This is a genomic window from Vreelandella jeotgali Hwa (genome assembly GCF_000334215.1).
In the GTDB taxonomy this organism is placed as follows: Bacteria; Pseudomonadota; Gammaproteobacteria; order Pseudomonadales; family Halomonadaceae; genus Vreelandella; species Vreelandella jeotgali.
In genome coordinates, this window is the sequence record NZ_AMQY01000011.1 from 274,377 (window position 1) to 294,448 (window position 20,072).

At 65.2% G+C, this 20,072-nt stretch carries 17 protein-coding genes; 15 read left to right on the plus strand and 2 right to left on the minus strand.

The genetic code is table 11. The annotated features are described in order from the left end of the window. The first annotated feature begins 167 nt into the window (after positions 1-167). Together oadA and C793_RS0104545 are read left to right on the plus strand one after the other, a co-directional pair. Positions 168-1,967 carry a sodium-extruding oxaloacetate decarboxylase subunit alpha gene (oadA, locus tag C793_RS0104540; protein WP_017429767.1) on the plus strand — a complete coding sequence of 600 codons (1,800 nt, stop codon included), beginning with the start codon at positions 168-170 and terminating at the stop codon, positions 1,965-1,967. A gap of 10 nt (positions 1,968-1,977) precedes the next feature. Further along, on the plus strand, positions 1,978-3,300 hold the full coding sequence (locus C793_RS0104545; protein ID WP_017429768.1) for a sodium ion-translocating decarboxylase subunit beta: 1,323 nt from the start codon (positions 1,978-1,980) through the stop codon (positions 3,298-3,300). Positions 3,301-3,335: 35 nt separating this feature from the next. On the opposite strand, the gene C793_RS0104550 is transcribed toward C793_RS0104545, so the two are convergent. Further along, positions 3,336-3,971: an IMPACT family protein gene (locus C793_RS0104550; RefSeq protein ID WP_017429769.1), complete on the minus strand. Its 636-nt coding sequence runs from the start codon at positions 3,969-3,971 to the stop codon at positions 3,336-3,338. Beyond that, positions 3,971-4,315, minus strand: coding sequence for a hypothetical protein (locus C793_RS13525; protein WP_051038334.1), 345 nt, complete (start codon positions 4,313-4,315; stop codon positions 3,971-3,973). Before C793_RS13525 ends, C793_RS0104550 begins: the two co-directional genes overlap by 1 nt. 436 nt (positions 4,316-4,751) lie before the next feature. Between C793_RS13525 and ccmA the strand changes: the two genes are divergently transcribed. The 13 genes from ccmA to C793_RS0104620 all read left to right on the plus strand — a co-directional run bounded on the left by ccmA (position 4,752) and on the right by C793_RS0104620 (position 20,009). Next, on the plus strand, positions 4,752-5,399 hold the full coding sequence (gene ccmA, locus C793_RS0104560; protein WP_017429771.1) for a cytochrome c biogenesis heme-transporting ATPase CcmA: 648 nt from the start codon (positions 4,752-4,754) through the stop codon (positions 5,397-5,399). A 169-nt stretch (positions 5,400-5,568) separates the two neighbouring features. Next, the gene (gene ccmB / locus C793_RS0104565) at positions 5,569-6,312 is read left to right on the plus strand and encodes a heme exporter protein CcmB (protein ID WP_156804893.1); all 744 of its coding nucleotides are present in this window, start codon (positions 5,569-5,571) and stop codon (positions 6,310-6,312) included. A gap of 11 nt (positions 6,313-6,323) precedes the next feature. Next, the gene (locus C793_RS0104570) at positions 6,324-7,064 is read left to right on the plus strand and encodes a heme ABC transporter permease (protein ID WP_017429773.1); all 741 of its coding nucleotides are present in this window, start codon (positions 6,324-6,326) and stop codon (positions 7,062-7,064) included. Then, positions 7,065-7,307, plus strand: coding sequence for a heme exporter protein CcmD (gene ccmD / locus C793_RS0104575; protein ID WP_017429774.1), 243 nt, complete (start codon positions 7,065-7,067; stop codon positions 7,305-7,307). It abuts the gene before it with no gap. After that, positions 7,297-7,839 (plus strand): cytochrome c maturation protein CcmE, encoded by a 543-nt coding sequence (gene ccmE / locus C793_RS0104580; RefSeq protein WP_017429775.1) that lies wholly within the window; start codon positions 7,297-7,299, stop codon positions 7,837-7,839. Before ccmD ends, ccmE begins: the two co-directional genes overlap by 11 nt. Positions 7,840-7,912: 73 nt before the next feature. Further along, positions 7,913-9,916 carry a heme lyase CcmF/NrfE family subunit gene (locus C793_RS0104585; RefSeq protein ID WP_017429776.1) on the plus strand — a complete coding sequence of 668 codons (2,004 nt, stop codon included), beginning with the start codon at positions 7,913-7,915 and terminating at the stop codon, positions 9,914-9,916. Further along, on the plus strand, positions 9,913-10,443 hold the full coding sequence (locus C793_RS0104590) for a DsbE family thiol:disulfide interchange protein (RefSeq protein WP_017429777.1): 531 nt from the start codon (positions 9,913-9,915) through the stop codon (positions 10,441-10,443). Before C793_RS0104585 ends, C793_RS0104590 begins: the two co-directional genes overlap by 4 nt. Then, positions 10,431-10,904, plus strand: coding sequence for a cytochrome c-type biogenesis protein (locus C793_RS0104595; RefSeq protein ID WP_017429778.1), 474 nt, complete (start codon positions 10,431-10,433; stop codon positions 10,902-10,904). Before C793_RS0104590 ends, C793_RS0104595 begins: the two co-directional genes overlap by 13 nt. After that, positions 10,901-12,139 (plus strand): c-type cytochrome biogenesis protein CcmI, encoded by a 1,239-nt coding sequence (gene ccmI / locus C793_RS0104600; protein ID WP_017429779.1) that lies wholly within the window; start codon positions 10,901-10,903, stop codon positions 12,137-12,139. Before C793_RS0104595 ends, ccmI begins: the two co-directional genes overlap by 4 nt. Positions 12,140-12,151: 12 nt before the next feature. Further along, positions 12,152-15,646: a chromosome segregation protein SMC gene (gene smc / locus C793_RS0104605; RefSeq protein ID WP_017429780.1), complete on the plus strand. Its 3,495-nt coding sequence runs from the start codon at positions 12,152-12,154 to the stop codon at positions 15,644-15,646. A gap of 308 nt (positions 15,647-15,954) precedes the next feature. Further along, positions 15,955-17,550, plus strand: coding sequence for a cell division protein ZipA (locus C793_RS0104610; protein WP_017429781.1), 1,596 nt, complete (start codon positions 15,955-15,957; stop codon positions 17,548-17,550). An 87-nt stretch (positions 17,551-17,637) separates the two neighbouring features. Beyond that, the gene (gene ligA / locus C793_RS0104615) at positions 17,638-19,707 is read left to right on the plus strand and encodes an NAD-dependent DNA ligase LigA (protein WP_017429782.1); all 2,070 of its coding nucleotides are present in this window, start codon (positions 17,638-17,640) and stop codon (positions 19,705-19,707) included. Beyond that, the gene (locus tag C793_RS0104620; protein WP_017429783.1) at positions 19,704-20,009 is read left to right on the plus strand and encodes a YheU family protein; all 306 of its coding nucleotides are present in this window, start codon (positions 19,704-19,706) and stop codon (positions 20,007-20,009) included. Before ligA ends, C793_RS0104620 begins: the two co-directional genes overlap by 4 nt. The last annotated feature ends 63 nt before the right edge of the window (positions 20,010-20,072 follow it).

The window sequence follows — 20,072 nt, forward strand, 5'->3', positions numbered from 1 at the left end:
ATAAGGCGCGCCTGGCGGCCGGCGGCGCCGCCTGATTCGGGTCGCTCGCCTATTTGCGCGAGCGGGATACCCGGCCGCATAACAACTGTATTTCATCGTCGGCACGGCGTTTGGCTTCCGGCAGGCGCCGGCGTTGATGCCAGCTTAACCGTTTGAGGAACCAAGCCATGAACGAGACAAAGCGCCCGCTGGGGATTACCGATGTGGTCCTGCGCGATGCCCACCAGTCGCTGTTTGCCACCCGTCTGCGCCTGGACGACATGCTGCCCATTGCCGAAAAGCTGGATCAGGTCGGCTTCCACTCGCTGGAATCCTGGGGCGGCGCGACCTTCGATTCGTGCATCCGCTATCTGGGCGAAGACCCCTGGGAGCGTATTCGAGCGCTGAAGGAGGCCATGCCCAATACCCCCCAGCAAATGCTTCTGCGCGGTCAGAACCTGCTGGGATATCGCCACTACGCCGATGACGTGGTCGATGCCTTCGTGGCGCGCGCCAGCGTCAACGGCGTGGATATTTTCCGGATTTTTGATGCGATGAACGACCCGCGCAATCTGGAGCGTTCGATCCGCGCCGTGCGCGCCGTTCAGGGGCACGCCCAGGGCACGATTTCCTATACCGTCAGCCCGGTGCATACCCTGGACAGCTGGGTCGAGCTGGCAAAATCGATTGCCGACATGGGCGCGGACTCTCTGGCGATCAAGGATATGGCCGGGCTGCTGACGCCGTATACCGCCTTTGAACTGGTCACACGGCTGAAGCAGACGCTGTCGATTCCCGTTCAGCTGCACTGCCACGCCACCACGGGGCTGTCGACCGCGACCATCCTCAAGGCCGTGGAGGCCGGCGTTGACCACGTCGATACGGCGATTTCGTCCATGTCGATGACCTATGGCCACAGCCCCACCGAGTCGATTGTCGCCATGCTGAAGGATACCGACCGCGACACCGGGCTCGACCTGGCGCTGTTGGAAGATATTGCCGGCTATTTCCGCGACGTGCGTAAAAAATACGCCGGCTTTGAAGGCGCGCTCAAGGGGATCGACTCGCGGATTCTGGTCGCCCAGGTACCGGGCGGCATGCTTACCAACATGGAAGGCCAGCTCAAGGAGCAGGGCGCCGGCGACAAGCTGGACGATGTGCTGGAGGAAATTCCCCGGGTGCGCGAGGATCTGGGCTTTATTCCGCTGGTGACGCCCACATCGCAGATTGTCGGCACCCAGGCGGTGATGAACGTCATGACCGGCGAGCGCTATCAGTCGATCTCCCGGGAAGTGCAGGCGCTGCTCAAGGGAGAGTACGGCGCGGCTCCCGCCCCGTTGGATACCGGTTTGCAGGAGCGTGTGCTGGAGGGCGGCGAGGCGATCACCTGCCGGCCGGCAGACAACCTTGATGACGAGATGGCGCAGCTGGAGACCGAGCTGGTCGACAGGGCCGATAGCGATGGCATCACGCTGGCGGAAGGCGAGCGCCGCATTGATGACGTTCTGACCTACGCGCTGTTTCCCCAAATCGGGCTGAAGTTTCTCGAGCAGCGCGACAACCCCGATGCCTTCGAGCCGCCGCCCCGGGTCGACGAGTCAGCCGCGCAGCCGCCCGCCGAGGCGTCCGCACCGGCGGCATCCAGCGGTGCGCCGGAAACCTATACCGTGACGCTCAACGGCAAATCCTGGGTGGTGGAAGTCGCCGAGGGCGGTGAGATCGAGCGCGTGGATGACGCTTCGGCTGCGCCGCAGGCGCCCGCAGCCCCGGCTCCCGCCGGTGAAGTCGTGAGTGCGCCACTGGCGGGCAATATCTTCAAGGTCAGCGTGGCCGCCGGCGATACCGTCGCCGAGGGCGATGTCGTGATCATTCTCGAAGCCATGAAGATGGAAACCGAAGTCCGCGCGCGGCATGCCGGAACGGTATCGGCCGTCAAGGTCAACGAAGGCGATAGCGTCAGCGTTGGCGATACGCTCATCGAGCTTTGAGGAGGCCGGTATGGACAAGATAATCGGCCTTTGGGAAGGCTCGGGGCTGTATAACCTGGCGCCGGGGCAGCTGGTCATGATCCTCGTCGGGCTGCTGCTGCTCTACCTGGCCATCCGCAAACAATTCGAACCGCTGCTGCTGGTGCCCATCGGCTTCGGCGGGATTCTGGCGAATATTCCCCAGGCCGGGCTGGCGCTTTCGGCGCTGGAACAGGCGATTGCCGTTGCCGATCCGGCGGTGCTGAAGCAGCTGGCCGCCGCGCTGGGAACGTCGCTGGACCCGGCGGCCGGCGTGGAGACCTGGCGCGAGCTGTTGAGCGGCCTGGTCGACGGCGAGGCAGCGCCCGAGCTGGTGCGCGCAGCGGGGGACGTGGCCCGGAGCAACGGCTATGCCAACGGGATGCTCTACAACTTCTACCAGGTGGCGATTGGCTCCGGCGCCGCGCCGCTGGTGATCTTCATGGGAGTCGGGTCGATGACCGACTTCGGCCCGCTGCTGGCCAATCCCCGCACCCTGTTTCTGGGGGCGGCCGCACAGTTCGGCATTTTTGCCACGCTGTTCGGCGCCGTGGGGCTGAGCGCGCTCGGCGTCATGGATTTTTCGCTACAGCAGTCGGCCGCCATCGGCATCATCGGCGGGGCCGACGGGCCGACCTCGATTTACGTTTCCAGCGTGCTGGCTCCCGAGCTGCTGGGCGCGATTGCGGTGGCTGCCTACGCCTACATGGCGCTGGTGCCGTTGATCCAGCCGCCGATCATGCGGCTGCTGACGACTCGGCACGAGCGCGAAATAACCATGACCCAGTTGCGGCCAGTGTCCCGGGTGGAAAAGACGGTTTTCCCGCTGGTACTGCTGATGCTGGTCGTGCTCTTTCTGCCCGACGCCGCGCCGCTGCTGGGGATGTTCTGCTTCGGCAACCTGATGCGTGAATGCGGCGTGGTCGAGCGGCTGTCGGATACGTCGCAGAATGCGCTGATCAACACCGTGACGATTTTCCTCGGGCTGTCGGTGGGCTCCAAGCTCATGGCCGACAGCTTCCTGGCGCTGGAAACGCTGGGGATTCTGGGGCTGGGCATCGTGGCGTTCGGTATCGGCACGGCGGCCGGGCTGTTGATGGCCAAACTCATGAACCGCATCAGCTCAACCCCGGTCAATCCGCTGATCGGCGCTGCCGGTGTCTCGGCCGTGCCCATGGCGGCCAGGGTGGCCAACAAGGTCGGGCTCGAGGCCAATCGCCACAACTTTCTGCTGATGCACGCGATGGGCCCCAACGTGGCGGGCGTCATCGGTTCAGCCGTCGCCGCCGGGGTCATGATCAAGTATTTCGCTTAATAGCCCGGGTCAAGGACTGTGAGCAGGCATCCGGGTCAAGCTGTGTTGTTCGCTTCAACCGCCTGAAGAGTCACTGAGGTTTTCAGGCGGCTTTCCAGCGACGCGGCATCGACGGCGACATCGCGCGGCCAGGCCAGGGTCAGGCAGACGCCCTGGCCGTCGTAGTCGGCGGCGGTCACGGGAATGTCATGCTCTGCACACCAGGCGCGCGCCAGTGCTTCCTGGGCAAAGTCCAGCGGTAGCCTGTAGCCGTCGCGCTCGATCACGTTACGCGTGGGCAGCGTTGCCAGGGCGTTGCTGACGGTCTGGGCGTAGGCGCGCGCGAGCCCGCCGGTACCCAGCTTGATGCCGCCAAAGTAGCGGATGACCACGCACCCGATTTCGCCCAGGCCGCTGCCGTCCAGCACCTGAAACATCGGCCGACCGGCGGTGCCGCCGGGCTCGCCGTCGTCGGAAAAGCCGATGGCGTGCTGTTCACCGGGCGGTCCGGCAATAAACGCCGTGCAGTGATGGCGCGCCGTTGGGTGCTCCTGCCTGGCGGCGGCCAGCAGGGTATCGAGATCGTCGGGCGTGGGGGTGTGGGCGATCCAGGCAATAAACCGGCTTTTTTCCACCTCCAGGCTTTCGCTGTGCCGGCTTTCCAACGCCAGGTCAGGAACGGGGTAGCGCATCAATGCTCCGTGGCATGTTGTTCAATACCCATGACCAGGCTGAGCACTTCAATATCCCGGTTATGCAGGAAGACGCCGGCGTCATCGGCGTGGGCAAACGTCAGGTGCAGGCCGTCATGGTGGATGGACAGCCGCTTGAGCGCGACAGGGCGGCGGTTGATTTCGGCACTCGCCGTTTCGTCGCCGCCGCCGTGCTGAAAGCGGCGGATGATAATGACATCGCCGGCAAAGAGGTTGCAATCGCGCATGCGGTGGCTGCGTATCCTCACCGCGTAGGTGTTGCGGCGCGTGACACGCCGGGGTGTCGGTTGCCGGCTCGGGGTCGGCGTGGTTGTAGGTGCCATCTGCCGCGCGGTTCCCGCGTTCCGCGGCCGGGCAAAATCCTGGGGTTGAGCAGCGTATTGAGCAAGCATGATCTCTCTCCAGCGTCTGGCAGTCAGCGCACCTGGCGGGCCGGGAAGCACAGGTATTCAGGTGGGCTACCGAGGATGTGGGTATAGTGCCTAAATGGCCTTATATACAGCCTGAATGTATTGTATGTGTTTTTTAATACAGATAAACCCCTTGCCGCTTTTTTTCCTGGTTCATCGCGCTTTGTCGGCTGAGGTGCAGCCGACGTTGCCTCTGGCGGTGGCAAGGGTCCTGGCGACCGTCTGTGATAAAGGCTGCGGTGAAGGGTCGCAGGCCGACCGGCGGGCGACTGTCTTTGCGTGTACTGCCTTTCCGTGTACCGCGTTTCCGTGTAAAGTCCACGCGCGATAGACTGCCCTGGAGATAGCTTTGAGCCTCTGCCTTCAAGCCCGGAATCTGGCCTGCGAACGCGATGATCGATCGCTGTTTGCCGATCTCGACGTGGATATCCAGGGCGGCGAAGTGGTGCGCGTGGAGGGTCCCAACGGCTGCGGCAAAACCACGCTGTTGAAGATTCTTTCCGGCCAGCTGGGAGACTATTCCGGCGCTCTTTTCTGGAACGGCCGCCCCATGCAGGACGTGCGCGATGCGTTTTTGCGCCACTTGCTGTATCTGGGGCATGCGCCGGGGGTCAAGGCCGGGCTGTCACCGCTGGAAAACCTCGTCTGGTATCAGGCGTTGAGCGGTGAACGCAGTAGCGAAGACCGGCGTCTGGACGCCCTGGCCAACGTCGATCTGGCCGGCTTTGAAGACGTGCCGGCGGGCCAGCTGTCGGCCGGCCAGCAGCGTCGCATCGCGCTGGCGCGGCTGAAGCTGACGCCGCGCGCGCTCTGGGTGCTGGATGAGCCTTTCACCGCCATTGACCGCAACGGCGTGGCGGCACTGGAGGCGACGCTGCTGGACCATGCCCGGGCGGGCGGTAGCGTTATTGTCACCACGCACCACGAGTTGGCAGCGTCTCCCCTGCTGCGGCGCTTGCCGCTGGGCGAATCCATGCAGCCGTCCGCTGAGGCATAGCCAGCAGGCGCCCACTAAAGGTGTCGCAAAAGGCGGGCTGCTGACGCGGGAAAGCCAAACAAACGATGAGAAGCGGCGGTGCAGCGAGAGACGTTTGAGCCACGCCGTCGGACGAACACATCCCGGCAGGACAGCGCCGGACCATAGAGCGGGGGCCATGACAGAGGGCATGACGGAAAGCGTGAAACAGCAGAGCGCACCGGCAGGCGATGAGAGCCGGAACGCCGCGCCGTCGTCCGGCCTGGGGATCGCGCTGGCGGCTACGCTCAGGCGTGATCTGGTGCTGATGCTGCGCTACCGCGGCGAGGTGCTCAACCCGCTGGTGTTTTTTGCCCTGGTGATAACGCTGTTCCCCATCGGCATCTCACCCGACCCGGAGCTGTTACAGCGCATAGCGCCGGGGCTGCTGTGGGTGGCGGCGCTGCTCGCCGCGCTGCTCTCGCTGGATAGCCTGTTTCGCGGTGACTTTGACGACGGCAGTCTCGAACAGCTGCTGCTCGCCCCGCAGCCATTGGCAGCGCTGTCGCTGGCCAAGGTGGCGGTGCACTGGCTGCTCACCGGGCTGCCGCTGGCGCTGATGGCCCCATTGCTGGGCGTCATGCTCTCGCTGCCGCCGGGGAGTTACAGCATCCTGTCGCTGTCGCTGGCGCTGGGCAGCGCCAGTCTGAGTCTGATCGGTGCCATCGGCGCCGCATTGACCGTAGGGCTGGCCCGGGGCGGCGTGCTGTTGTCGCTGCTGGTGTTGCCGCTTTATATTCCCGTGCTTATCTTTGGCGCCGGCGCTGTCCAGGCGGCCATCATGGGCGACGGTGCCGGCGCTCATCTGGCCATTCTCGGTGCGCTGCTGGCCGCGTCGCTGGCACTCGCGCCCTGGGGCATTGCCGCCGCGCTGCGAATCAGTATCAACGGTTGAGGAAGCCATCCATGTGGGCATTTATTCACAAGCTGGGGTCGCCCAAGTGGTTTTACGCGCTCAGCGCCCGGCTACAGCCGTGGTTCTGGGCGCTGGCGGCGGTGTTGATTGTTATCGGGACGCTCTGGGGGCTGGCGTTTGCGCCGGCGGATTACCAGCAGGGCAACAGCTTTCGCATCATTTATATTCACGTCCCCGCCGCCTTTCTCGCCCAGTCGGTGTTTGTCAGCATGGCGGTCGCCGGGCTGGTTTTCATGGTCTGGAAGATCAAGGTGGCCGACATGGCCGCAGCGGTCATGGCGCCGTTCGGTGCGGCCATGACGTTTGTGGCGCTGTTTTCCGGCGCGGTCTGGGGCGTGCCCACCTGGGGCACCTGGTGGATGTGGGACGCCCGCCTGACCTCGATGCTGATCCTGCTGTTTCTGTACCTTGGCGTGATTGCGCTGCGGGGCTCCTTTGCCAGCCGCCACAGCGGCGCCAGGGCCGCGTCGGTGCTGGCCATGGTGGGCGTGATCAACATTCCGGTGATCAAGTATTCGGTTGACTGGTGGTATACCCTGCATCAGCCGGCGACGTTCAGCGTGACCTCCAGCCCGGCGATGCCGGTCAGCATGTGGCTGCCCCTGCTGGTTATGGTGGTGGGTTTCTACAGCTTTTTCATCGCCCTGACGCTGATGCGTACGCGCAACGAAATCCTGCGTCGGGAGTCCAACAAGCGCTGGGTCAAAGAGCTTTTCCAGGAGGCGCAATAGATGGCGTTCAGCTCGTTTGCCGATTTTCTCGCCATGGGCGGCCATGCACCTTATGTGTGGTCGGCCTGGGGCGTTACGCTGTTTTTTCTGCTGGCGTCGGTGGGGCATGCGCGCCTGGAACGTCGGCAGCTCATCCGGGGACTGAAGCGCCGGCAACGGCGCGACCAGGCATACCGCGCATCGCCGCAGAACAGCACCGGCGGGCAGAACGCGCCGGCAGGTGGAGGTCATCATGACGCCTAAACGCAAGCAGAAACTCTTTGTTATTCTCGGGCTGGTCAGCCTGGTGGCGATAGCCGTGGGGCTGACGCTGTATGCGCTGCGCAGCAATATCAACCTGTTTTTCAGCCCGGTGCAAATCGCCCAGGGAGATGCCCCGATCGAGCGCCAGATACGCGCCGGCGGCATGGTCAAGGAAGGCTCGGTCAACCGCGATCCGGAAAGCCTCAACGTGCGGTTTACCGTGACCGACTACGTGGGTGAGCTGGAGGTCTATTTCAGCGGCATTCTGCCCGACCTCTTCCGCGAAGGGCAGGGCGTGGTTGTCGTGGGCGAACTGCAGGACGACGGCCGTTTGCGCGCCGACGATGTGCTCGCGCGCCATGACGAAAACTATATGCCGCCGGAAGTCGCCGATGCGCTGGAGGAAGCCGGCTATCAGCCATCCGACTTTGCCGACGAGGCCGCCGCCGGCGATCCGGCCGGCGGCAAGGCGGCAGCCGATGAAGCGGCGAGCGGCGAAGCGTCCCGAGCGGGCAGCGACGATAGCGCCTGATGCACCCTCGCAAGCCAGCCGGACGGCCATGCCCGGCACATACGCGCCATGACCGCCCTGATACGGAGTCCCCATGCTGACGAAAATGATTCCTGAAATCGGCCATTTTGCGCTGATTATTGCGCTGCTGATGGCGGCCGTGCAGGCCGTGGTGCCGCTGGCCGGGGCGGCAACGCGACGGCCGTTGTGGATGGCCTACGCACGCCCCATGGCAGCCGCCCAGTTTGTTTTTATCGGCATTGCCTACGCCTGCCTCACGGTGAGCTATCTCCTCGACGACTTCAGCGTGGCCACCGTGGCCAGCAACTCCAACTCCCTGCTGCCGTGGTATTACAAGTTCAGCGCGGTCTGGGGTAACCACGAGGGCTCGGTGCTGCTCTGGAGCTTCATGCTGTCGGCCTGGGGGCTCATGGCGACGCTGTTCTCACGCAACCTGCCCCGGGACATGATGGCCCGGGTTACCGGCATTCTCGGCCTGATCGGGGCCGGTTTTCTGACCTTTGTGCTGGTGACGTCCAACCCCTTCGCTCGCCTGCTGCCCAACATGCCCGAGGACGGCACCGACCTGAATCCGCTGCTGCAGGACTTCGGTCTGGTGGTCCACCCGCCGATGCTCTACATGGGTTATGTGGGCTTCTCCGTGGTGTTTGCCTTTGCCATTGCCGCGCTGCTGGGCGGCCGCCTGGACGCCGCCTGGACGCGCTGGGCGCGCCCCTGGACCAACGTCGCCTGGGCCTTTTTGAGCGTGGGCATCGCGCTGGGCAGCTGGTGGGCCTACTACGAGCTCGGCTGGGGCGGCTGGTGGTTCTGGGACCCGGTGGAAAACGCCTCGCTGCTGCCCTGGCTGGCCGGTACGGCGCTGATTCACTCGCTGGCGGTGACCGAAAAGCGCGGCGCGTTCAAGAGCTGGACGGTGCTGCTGGCCATCGCCACCTTCTCGCTGTCGCTGATGGGCACCTTCCTGGTGCGCTCGGGTGTGCTGACGTCGGTACACGCCTTTGCCAACGATCCGTCGCGCGGGTTTTTCATTCTCGTGCTGCTGGCGATCACCGTGACGCTGTCGCTGTTGATCTTTGCCCTGCGCGCGCCGCGTGTCAGCCACCGGGTAGGCTTCGGCTGGCTGTCCCGGGATTCTTTGCTGCTGGTCAATAATATCGTGCTGGTCATCATGACCGTGACCATCCTGCTGGGGACGCTGTACCCGCTGATTCTGGATGCGCTGGGGCTGGGCAAGATCAGCGTCGGCCCGCCGTACTTCAACGCTCTGTTCGTGCCGCTGACCACCGTGCTGGCGCTGTTCATGGGGCTGGGGCCGATAGCCCGCTGGAAGCGCATGCCCGGGCGGGAGCTGTATTCCCGGGTCTGGCTGTCGGGGCTGGTGGCGCTGGTACTGGGCGCGCTGATTCCGGTGTTTTACGGCCCCGAATGGAACGCGAAGGTCATGCTGGGCATGATTCTGGCACTGTGGATCGTGCTGCCCATGCTGCGCGACCTTGTCAGCCGGGTACGCGCCTCCCGCAGCGTGGTTGTCGGCCTGAAAAAGGTCTCGCTGGCTCACTGGGGGATGATGCTCGGCCATCTGGGCATTGCCGTAACGCTGGTGGGCGTGACCGTCGTATCCAACGACAACGTCGAGCGCAACGTGCGCATGGCGCCGGGCGACTCCACCGAAATGGCCGGCTATACCTTCATCATGGAAGAGCTGGGCGAGCGGCGCGGGCCCAACTATCTGGCCGATACCGCGACGATCCGCGTGGAGCGCGAAGACGGCAGCCATTTCATGATGCGCCCGGAAAAGCGCCTCTATCTGGCGACCGGCATGCCCATGACCCAGGTAGCGCTGCGCGCTGGCTTCACCCGTGATCTGTACGTGGCCATGGGCGAGGATCTCGGCGACGGCAGCTGGGCCATCCGCCTGCAATACAAGCCGCTGGTACGCTGGCTGTGGCTGGGCGGCCTGCTGATGGGCGCCGGCGGCTTGCTGGCCGTGGCCGACAAGCGCTACCGCCGAGCGCCGGGGCGTACGCGCCGCGCCGGCACGCCGGAGACGGCAACGCCGTCGGAGGGAGCGTCATGAAGCGTCGTCTGCTGTTGTTCCTGCCGCTTATCGGTTTTCTGGTGCTGGCGGCGTTTTTCTACTATCGCCTGGGCGAAGACCCTTCGTACCGCGACTCCGCGTTGATTGCCCGGGATTTTCCCGCGTTTGATCTGACGACGCTGGACGAGCCGGAGACCCGGGTAGACGCCTCGCTGCTGAAAGGCGAGGTTACCCTGGTCAACGTCTGGGGCGAATGGTGCCCGACCTGCAAGCAGGAGATGCCCCAGCTGCTGGAGCTGGAGGATCGCGGCATCCGCATGATCGGCGTGGACTACCGCGACACCCGCAAAAAGGGCCGGCAGTTCCTGAATCAGTATGGCGATCCGTTCGAGCTCAATATCTTCGATCCCGACGGCGACCTGGGCTTTGACCTGGGCGTATACGGCGCCCCGGAAACCTTCCTCGTCGATGCCGACGGCGTGATCCGCTATCACCACACCGGGTATATCAAGCCCGAGGATATCGAGGACACCATTATGCCGGAGGTGGAAAAATGGCGCCGCTGATCCGCTGGCTGACGGCTGTTCTGTTGCTGGCCTGCGCCACCCAGGCGGTAGGCGACAGCATCGAAATACGCGACTTCGACAGCCCGGTACAGAAAGAGCGTTACCGCGACCTGACATCGTCCATGCGCTGCCCGCTGTGCGAAAACCAGGCCATCGGCGACTCCGATGCGCCGATTTCCGGTGACATGCGCGACCGCGTTTATACCCTGCTGCAGGATGGCCAGTCGGATACCGAAATCATCAACCACATGGTGGACCGCTTTGGCGAGTACATCCTGTACAACCCGCGGCTCGAAAGCCGCACCTACCTGCTTTGGGGCATACCCGTGGCGCTGCTGCTGGGCGGCGGTGTGCTGGTTGTACTGGTGGTGCGGGCCCGGCGCAATGCCTCAACGGCCTCGCTGAGCGCCAGCGAACGTGACCGCCTGGATAAACTGATCAACCGCAAGAGGTCCCCATGACACCGCTGTGGATTGCGTTTGCCGTACTGCTGGTGCTGGCGCTGTGGTTTCTGGCCATGCCGCTGCGCCAGTCGCGGCGTCTGCACGACCGCCTCGCCGACGACGAGGCCAACGATACCGCCGCCGAGCAGAACGTGGCGATTTTCCAGCGTCGTCTGGCATCGCTGGATGAGGCTCGGGAGCGCGGCGATATCGACGCGACGCGCTACGACCAGGACCGCCTGGAGCTCGAGCGCAACCTGCTCGACGACACCCGGGGCGCTGCGCGGCGTCCGCTCCGATCCGCCGGCGCCGGACGCATGGCGGTACCGCTGATCATGGCGGTAGTGGCGCTGGCCAGCGTCGTCTGGTACCAGTACCAGGGCGCCGAAGGCGACCTGACGCTGTATGCCATTCAGCAGGATGTTCAGGGCGATCCCGATGGGTCGCTCAGCGAGTATCTCGAGCGTGTGGAAGCCCAGGCCGAACGCCAGCCGGACAACCCCAGCGTCTGGGGCGAGCTGTTCCCGCTTTACCGCCAGTCCGGCAAGCCTGCCAAGGCGGCCGATGCGCTGGAACACCTGCTGGCGCTGGAAGGCCGTCCGGCACCGCTGCTGGCACAGCTGGCGCAGATCCGGTTTTTCATGGCCGACCGCGAGCTCACCGACGAGGTCCGGTCGCTGGTGGATGAAATTCGCCGCAAGGACCCCCGCGAGCCCACCATGTTGGGGGTGATGGGGATTCACGCCTTTGGCCAGGGCAACTATGAAACGGCCATTGACCGCTGGCGTCGCGCCGTGGCCAACGTGAAGAATCCGGATACCGTCGAGTCGCTCAAGCAGGGCATCCGCGTCGCACAGCAGCGGCTGGGCATTGACCCCCAGGAAGCTCAGGCTGACCGCCACGGTGTTCGCGTCAGGGTAACGCTGGATGAATCGCTGCGCTCGCAGGTGAAGGATGACACCACGGTGTTTGTCACCGCCCGCGACCTGGCGGGCGAAAAGCCGCCGCTGGCCGTGGTGCGTACCACGGTTGCCCAGCTGCCCACCACGGTGACGCTGAGCGAGAACGATGCCATGTCGCCGCAGGCCTCGCTCGCCGGCGTGGATAAGGTTCGCCTGGTGGTGCGGGTGTCGCCGTCGGGGCAGGCCATGCCCCGGCCGGGTGACCTCTTTGGCGATGCCGACGGCATCGCCGTGGGCTCGGTGGGCGACGGTGACCCCGTGGAGGTCACCATCAACCGCACCTTCAAGTAATCCGCCGGCCCCGTGCGCTTAACCTCCATCCGCCTGGTGGGCTTCAAGTCGTTCGTTGATCCGGTCAACGTGCCCTTTGACGGCAACATGACGGCGGTTGTGGGGCCCAACGGCTGCGGCAAATCCAACATCATCGACGCGGTGCGCTGGGTCATGGGCGAATCGTCGGCCAGGACGCTGCGCGGCGAGTCCATGGCCGATGTGATCTTCAACGGCTCGACCCGGCGCAAGCCGGTGGGCCAGGCCTCCATCGAGCTCAAGTTCGACAACCGCGACGGTGAGATGGGCGGCATGTACGCCCAATATGCCGAGATTGCGGTCAAGCGCCAGGTCACCCGGGACGGCCAGTCGACGTACTTTTTCAACGGCCAGAAGTGCCGTCGCCGGGATATCGCCGACCTCTTCATGGGCACCGGCCTGGGCCCGCGCTCCTACGCGATTATCGGCCAGGGCATGATCACCCGGCTGATCGAGGCTCGCCCCGACGATCTGCGCGCTACCCTGGAAGAAGCCGCGGGGATTTCCAAATACAAGGAGCGCCGGCGGGAAACCGAAAACCGCATGCGCCGCACCCAGGAAAACCTCGACCGCCTCGACGACATCCGCGAAGAGCTGGACAAGCAGCTCGAGCGCCTGAAACGCCAGGCCGAGGCGGCCCGGCGCTATCAGACCCTCAAACACCAGGAGCATCGCCTGAAAGGCGAGCTGGCGCTGCTGCGCGGGCGGGCGATGCGCGCCGAACAGCACCATCAGGAAACCCGGGTGGCCGAGCTGGAAACCGCCGTGGAGAAGGATGTCTTCGGCGTACGCCACTGCGAAACCCGCCTGGAGCAGGCCCGCGAACAGCACGATGCGCTGGCCGATGTGCTCGATCGCCATCAGCAGGCGTTTTATGCCACCACCACCCGCATTGCCCGGATCGAGCAGGACCAGTCCCACCGCAAGAGCCGCCAGGCGCAGCTGGCCAGCGACATGGACGCGGCGCGCCGCGAGCGCGACGAACAGCGCCAGGTCAGTGAAGGCGACAGCGAACGCCTGGCGGCGATAGACGAGCGCCTGGAAGCGCTGTTGCCCGACCTGGAAGCGCTCGACGAGCAGCTCAACGCTCTGGCCGCCGAACTGGAAGATGCCGACCCCCAGCGGGAGGCCGCCGAGGAGGCCTGGACCGACGCCGATGACCGCTGGCGCAGCGCCAGCCGGGAAGCAGAGCGCGGTCAGGATCAGCTGCGCGATCTGGAGCAGCGCATTCAGCGCCTGCGCGAGGAGCGTGAACGTCGGCATGCCCAGCGCGGCGATGTCGACGACGTCGCCCGGCTGCGCGCCGAGCACGCCGAGCAGCAGGAAGTGCTGAGCAACGCGGAAGCCGACGCCGAACAGCTGGCGGAACAGCGCGAAGCCACCCAGCAGCAGCTGAGCGATGCCCGTGAAACCCTGCAAACCCAGAGTCGGCATCGGGATCAGGCGCAGGCCGCCCTGAGCCGTATCGAGGGTGAGCAGGCCTCGCTGCAGGCGCTGATCGACGCCGCGCTGGCCGATCACGACCCGGCGCTGGATGCCGCCCTGGCGGAGCGCGGGCTGGCACAGACGCCAAGGCTGGGGGAGGCCATTGACGTGGCGCTGGGCTGGGAAACGGTCGTGTCCTGGCTGTTGGCCCCCTGGCTGAGCGCCCGGCTGGTGGATACCGAGTCGCTGACCGCATTGCCCGAGGCGCTGGCGGCCGACTGGTGCCTGGTCGACAGCACCGAGGCGCCGGCGCCGACCGGCACGCTGGCCGAAAAGGTCAAGGGCGCAGGAGCGCTGGGTCACTGGCTGGGCCGTATCCGCTGGGTGGACACCGCCGCCGACGCCGTCGAACAGGTAGCGACCCTCGCCCCCGGGGAAAGCGTGCTCAGCCGTGACGGCGTCTGGCAGGCCCCGGGGTTTGTGCGCCAACAGGCATCCGGCGAGGGCATTGATGCTCTGTTGGTCACCCGGCGCCGCCATGCCGAGCTGGAAGAGGAACGTGGTATCCGCGACGAAGAGCTGGCGGAGGCCGAAAGGCAGCGCGAGGCCGCCGGCGAATCGCTTGAGGCGTGTGAGGACAGCCTCGAATCGCTTTCCCGGCGCGAGCGCGAGCACGCTGCGACGCTGCAGCAGGCCGCTCTCGCCGAGCGCGGCCAGGCACAGCGGATTGAACATCTCGAAAGCCGTGCCGCCGAGCTGGACGAAGAGCTGGACCGGCTGGACGCCAGCGATGCCGACCTGACGCTGGAGCTGGAAGAACAGCGTGAACGCTGGGGAGACGCCATGGCGCGGCTGGAGCAGGTCTCGCTGGAGCGTGAAGACGCCCGGGCGCGCCGCCAGCAGCAGGAGGAGCACCACGAGCAGCTCACGCAGCAGCAGGCACCGCTACGCGCGCGCCAGCAGGAGCTGACGCTCGAACGTGAGCGCTTGCATACCGAACGTAACAGCCTGAACGCCCAGCGCGAGCGCAGCGATGAAAGCGAAGAACGTCTGGCGCTGCGTATCGCCGAAATCGAGGAAAGTCTTGAAGCGCTGCAGGAGCCCGACGAACTGGCCGCCGACGAGCTGGATGAACTGCTGGAGCAGCGCGAGCAACAGGAAAGTCGCCTCAACGACGCTCGCAGCGAAGCCCAGGCACTTGCCGAGCAGCTGCGCGTTGACGAGCAGAACCGCCAGGAGCACGAACGGACCCTGGGCCACAGCCGCGAGCAGCTGCAGCAGCGGCGCATGGAGGTGCAGGCGCTGTCGCTCAAGGCCGACGCCCAGCAGGAGCAGCTGGCCGAGCTGGAACTGGACGCCGATACGCTGGCCGAGGGCCTGGCCGATGACGCCGACGAAACGCGCTGGCAGGCGACGCTGGACAGTACCACGGACCGGATTCGGCGGCTGGGCGCCATCAACCTGGCGGCCATCGAGGAATATGAACAGCAGGCCGAGCGGCGCAACTACCTGGAGGCCCAGCACGAAGAGCTGATTGAAGCGCTGGACACCCTGGAACGTGCCATCCAGCGTATCGACCAGGAAACCCGATCGCGCTTCAAGGCGACCTTCGACCAGGTGGATGCCGGGCTTCAGGGGCTCTTCCCCCGGGTGTTCGGCGGCGGTACGGCCTGGCTGACCCTGACCGGCGAGGATCTGCTGGAGACCGGCGTGGCAATCATGGCGCGCCCGCCGGGCAAGAAAAACAGCACCATCCACCTGCTCTCCGGGGGAGAAAAAGCCCTGACGGCGCTGTCGCTGGTGTTTGCCATTTTTCAGCTGAACCCGGCGCCGTTCTGTATGCTCGACGAAGTCGATGCGCCCCTGGATGACGCCAACGTCAGCCGCTATGCGAGGCTGGTTCAGGAAATGTCGGAAAGCGTGCAGTTTATCTACATCACGCACAACAAGATCGCCATGGAGTCAGCCGAACGGCTGATGGGCGTCACGATGCAGGAACCGGGTGTCTCGCGTCTGGTCGCCGTGGGCGTGGAAGAGGCCGCCGCCCTGGCAGACGAAGCCTGAACCGGCGACATGGTGCAGAAAATAGCGGCACTGTTATAATAGCAATGTAACAAAACGGTTAACCGCGGTGCTGAAAGCTGTCAAATAGATACTGCATCGTGAAGATTCGTACAAAATATCCCTTGTCAAGCAAATCAGGCTATGCTTGTAGAGAAAGTGCAGGCAGTATCTGATTGCCTGTCGCCATTTTTTTGCGATAAGCCTGACAATATCAGGTTGGGTAATATGGGGTCCCCGAGGTTTTTCCGGGGCCAAGACAAGGCAGCCGATGAATCCAGGCGGAATAAACGACCCATGGAAAAAACGACATGGAACTAAGAGAGTGGCTAATCATTTTAGGGCTGGCGCTGGTATCGCTCATCGTCATTGATGGTGTTCGCCGACTCCAGCGGCAGCGCCGCGTTCCACGCCTGGATCAGGGCAGCAGCGCGGCCGGCGGTGACGATCCCGATGCGGCTGCGCGTGCCGCCGAACTTGACTGGGAACTGCCCAACGGCGGCGCCCGGGTGGTCAGGGCGGCGGAAGACGGCGCCGCGGCGGAATCTTTTGAGCCGCCGCGTCGGCACTCTGCGCACGGGCATGCACGGACCCGCAGCGAGGAAGCCGTGGACGCAGCCCCGGCGCGGCAGGCGCCGACGTTCCGCGAACCGCACGGCAGCCAGCCGGTAGAGCCCGGTGTCAGCATCCCCGACAGCGGCGTGGCGGGCCGTGCCGATGAACAGGACGAAGCGCCTGTCCGGGTCCCGCTGACGGCGACCGACGCCGACGACGATAGCGCCGATGTGCCGCCGATCAATGCCCGCCACGAGAATGCTCATCGGGATAGTGCCCGCCTGAACAGCGTTGAAGAGCCGGCCGAGGAAAACGGCGATGAGGATGAAAATGTCGGTGTAAAAGCCGGCTCAGCGCCGCGTCGGCATTTGCGCGCTGATACGGTCGGCGACCACGAGGATGAAGGCGACGACGAGGAAGCCGTCGACGAGCCGTATCGCCTTGTGGACGTTGAGGAAATCGGCCGCTCGATGAAAAAGCGCCTGGTTAAACAGCAGAAAGCCAGGCAGCAAAAAAAGGAAGACAGGAAGGAAGAAAAAGCCCGCCGCGCCGCCGAGCGGGAAAAGGAACGCGCCGAGCGCGAAGCCCGCGAGCAGCAGGCGCGGGAAGAGCGGGAAGAGCAGCAGCGCCAGCTGGAAGCCCAACAGGCCGAAGCCGACGAACGCGCCCGCCAGGCAGAGGCGTCGCGCCGTGCCGCCGCCGGCCTGGACAGCGCCGCCGCCAGCCAGCCCGATGCCGCCGAGCGTTCCAGCCCCGCACTTGACGGCTTCACAGCCCGGCACGAACCGCAAAGCGGCTCGGATGCCGCCTCCGCGCCGGCTGCCGAGCCCGTGATGGACCCTGTTCTGGAAAAGGCGCTGCGCAACGATATCCCCGGCGGCCAGGCGCGTCATACCCTGACCGGTGCCGAGGAAGTCATCGTCATCAGCGTTTTGGCCCGGGAGGAAAACGGCTTCGACGGCGCCAGGCTACTGAAGCTGTTGATGGCCTGCGGATTGCGCTACAGCCGCGGGCTGGGCGTATTCCACCGTTTCGAGACCGAAAGCGAAGACAGCGAGCTGCAGTTTTCCATGGTCAACGTGGTCAAGCCCGGGTCCTTCCCCGTGGAGGACGGCGAGCCGTTTTCCTGCCCCGGGGTTACGTTCCTGATGCCGCTGCCCGGTGCCGAGGATAGCGCCGCCGCCTTTGAAGCCATGGTGGAAACCGCCATGGTCGTGGTGCGCCACCTGGGCGGTGAGCTCAAGGATGAAAACCACAGCGTGATGACCGCTCAGACCATCGAGTTTACCCGTCAGCAGGTACACGAGTTTGAGCGCCGTCACCGCCTGAACCGCCAGCTGCAGGCGCAGTAATCGCTTGCACCGGCCGGTCCCTGATCGATGCACCCGCCCCGTGGCGGGTGTTTTTGTTTTGTTTCACGCCTTTGAGACCCTGCTGCCATGAGTCAGTCCGATTCCCTGCCGTCGTCCCTGCCCGCCTCGGTGCGCGAGACGGCCCGGGCGTTGCGTACCGCGCTGGATGACGCGAATCACCGCTACTACGTACTCGACGAGCCCACACTGACCGACGCCGATTACGATCGCCAGCTACGTCAACTGCAGAACCTGGAAGCCGAGCACCCCGCGCTGGTGACGCCTGATTCGCCTACGCAGCGGGTCGGCGCACCGCCGTCGGCGGGTTTCAGCGACATTCAGCATGCCGTGCCCATGCTGTCGCTGGGCAACGCCTTTGGTCGCGATGAGGTGTTCGCCTTTGCCGAGCGTGTGGCCGACCGCCTGGAAAGCGCTGCCGACGACCTGGCCTTCAGCGTGGAGCCCAAGCTCGACGGCGCGGCAGTATCGCTGGTGTATGAGCACGGCCGGCTGATCAGCGGCGCCACCCGGGGCGACGGGCGCACCGGCGAGGATATTACTGCCAATCTGCGTACGCTGCGCTCGGTGCCGCTGGCGCTGCGCGGCAACGACGTACCGCGGCTGCTGGAAGTGCGCGGCGAGGTGATCATGCGCCACGCGGGCTTTGCGCAGCTTAATGCCCGGGCCCGGGAAACGGACAGCAAGGTGTTTGCCAACCCGCGCAACGCCGCCGCCGGCAGCCTGCGCCAGCTGGACCCGGCGGTGACCGCCACCCGGCCGCTGGAGTTTCATGCCTACCAGGCCGCGCGCATCGAGCCCGATCCGGGGGATGCCACCCACAGTGAGTTGATGGCGCGTCTGGCCGGGCTGGGTTTTATCACCAGCGGGGAATTGCAAGTGCTGTACGGCCCCGGCGCGGTTGCCGACTACTGCGAGGCGCTGGGCGAACGCCGCGACGAGCTGGGCTTTGATATTGACGGCGCGGTCATCAAGGTCAACCATCTGCGCCGGCAGCGCGAGCTGGGGTTCGTCGCCCGGGCGCCGCGCTGGGCCACCGCCTGGAAGTTCCCCGCTCAGGAAGAAATCACCCGCCTGGAAGACGTCGAGTTTCAGGTTGGGCGTACCGGGGCGGTAACACCGGTGGCACGGCTGGCGCCGGTGAGCGTGGCCGGAGTCACCGTGTCCAACGCCACGCTGCACAACGCCGATGAAATCGCCCGGCTCGATGTGCGCATCGGTGACAGCGTGGCCATCCGTCGCGCGGGTGAGGTGATCCCGCAGGTGGTGCGCGTCAACCACGACCGGCGCCCCGACGATGCCCGGGAGATTGTCTTTCCCGACTGCTGCCCGGTGTGCGGCTCCGATGTGGAGCGCGTTGAAGGCGAAGTGGTGGCGCGTTGCGCCGGCGGGCTTTACTGTCCGGCGCAGCGCAAGGAGGCGCTCAAGCATTTTGCCGGGCGCCGCGCGCTGGATATTGACGGCCTGGGCGACAAGCTGATCACCCAGCTGGTCGACAATCAGCGGGTGGAAACGCCGGCGGACCTGTTCACGCTGGATGTGGCCTACCTGCAAACGCTTCCGCGCATGGCTGAGAAGTCATCGCGGAACCTGGTGAACGCGCTGGATAGTGCTCGCTCGACGACGCTGGCGCGTTTTATCTACGCGCTGGGCATTCGTGAGGTGGGGGAGGCCACGGCAGCGGGTCTGGCGGCGCATTTTGGCACGCTTGACGCGCTCCAGGCCGCCGAGCAGGAAGCGCTGGAAGGCGTCAACGACGTCGGGCCGGTAGTGGCCGCTCATCTGCATACGTTTTTCCGCCAGCCGCACAATCGACAAACCATCGAGGCGCTGCGCGCCGCCGGCGTGCACTGGGAAGAGCAGGCGGTAGCGACCGGCCCCGGGCCGCTTGACGGTCAGACCTGGGTGCTGACCGGCACGCTGGAGACACTGACCCGCGACGAAGGCAAGGCACGCCTGCAAGCGCTGGGCGCCCGGGTGGCGGGCAGCGTGTCGAAAAAAACCGCCTGCGTCGTCGCCGGTGAAGCGGCGGGCAGCAAACTCGAAAAGGCCCGGACGCTGGGCGTCGAGGTGCTCGACGAAGCCGAGTTTATCGCCCGGCTGGACGAGACTGAAGCCGACGATCGGAGATCTGAATGAGCCGCTTTATCGAAGTGCCGGCCACGCTGCTGCCGGCCGAGACACTGGACGCATTGCTGGAAGCCTTCGTCACCCGCCAGGGCTACGATACTACCGATACCACCGGCGCGGGCATGGCCGGCTGGGTCGCCGAGGTCAAACAGCAGCTTGAGCGCGGCGAGCTGGTGATCACCCACGACGTGGAGATGGAAATGACCGAAGTGATGACCCTGGAGCAGTGGCAGCGTTTCGGCGAGCACATCGACGACCTGGCGCCGGATGGCAGTGAACATGATGGCAGTGAACAGGGCGGTAGTGAATAAGCTGGTCGTAAAACATGTCAGAGTGAATAGAAATCGCTGAACAGGCCGGTGGTTAAACCGGAT

Coding starts and splice junctions, on each gene's coding strand:
- C793_RS0104545 (WP_017429768.1), top strand. CDS start 1,978: ATGGACAAGATAATCGGCCTTTGGGAAGGCTCGGGGCTGTATAACCTG.
- C793_RS0104550 (WP_017429769.1), bottom strand. CDS start 3,971: ATGCGCTACCCCGTTCCTGACCTGGCGTTGGAAAGCCGGCACAGCGAA.
- C793_RS0104570 (WP_017429773.1), top strand. CDS start 6,324: ATGTGGGCATTTATTCACAAGCTGGGGTCGCCCAAGTGGTTTTACGCG.
- C793_RS0104585 (WP_017429776.1), top strand. CDS start 7,913: ATGCTGACGAAAATGATTCCTGAAATCGGCCATTTTGCGCTGATTATT.
- oadA (WP_017429767.1), top strand. CDS start 168: ATGAACGAGACAAAGCGCCCGCTGGGGATTACCGATGTGGTCCTGCGC.
- ccmD (WP_017429774.1), top strand. CDS start 7,065: ATGGCGTTCAGCTCGTTTGCCGATTTTCTCGCCATGGGCGGCCATGCA.
- ccmI (WP_017429779.1), top strand. CDS start 10,901: ATGACACCGCTGTGGATTGCGTTTGCCGTACTGCTGGTGCTGGCGCTG.
- C793_RS13525 (WP_051038334.1), bottom strand. CDS start 4,315: ATGGCACCTACAACCACGCCGACCCCGAGCCGGCAACCGACACCCCGG.
- C793_RS0104620 (WP_017429783.1), top strand. CDS start 19,704: ATGAGCCGCTTTATCGAAGTGCCGGCCACGCTGCTGCCGGCCGAGACA.
- C793_RS0104590 (WP_017429777.1), top strand. CDS start 9,913: ATGAAGCGTCGTCTGCTGTTGTTCCTGCCGCTTATCGGTTTTCTGGTG.
- C793_RS0104595 (WP_017429778.1), top strand. CDS start 10,431: ATGGCGCCGCTGATCCGCTGGCTGACGGCTGTTCTGTTGCTGGCCTGC.
- ccmB (WP_156804893.1), top strand. CDS start 5,569: ATGACGGAAAGCGTGAAACAGCAGAGCGCACCGGCAGGCGATGAGAGC.
- C793_RS0104610 (WP_017429781.1), top strand. CDS start 15,955: ATGGAACTAAGAGAGTGGCTAATCATTTTAGGGCTGGCGCTGGTATCG.
- ligA (WP_017429782.1), top strand. CDS start 17,638: ATGAGTCAGTCCGATTCCCTGCCGTCGTCCCTGCCCGCCTCGGTGCGC.
- ccmE (WP_017429775.1), top strand. CDS start 7,297: ATGACGCCTAAACGCAAGCAGAAACTCTTTGTTATTCTCGGGCTGGTC.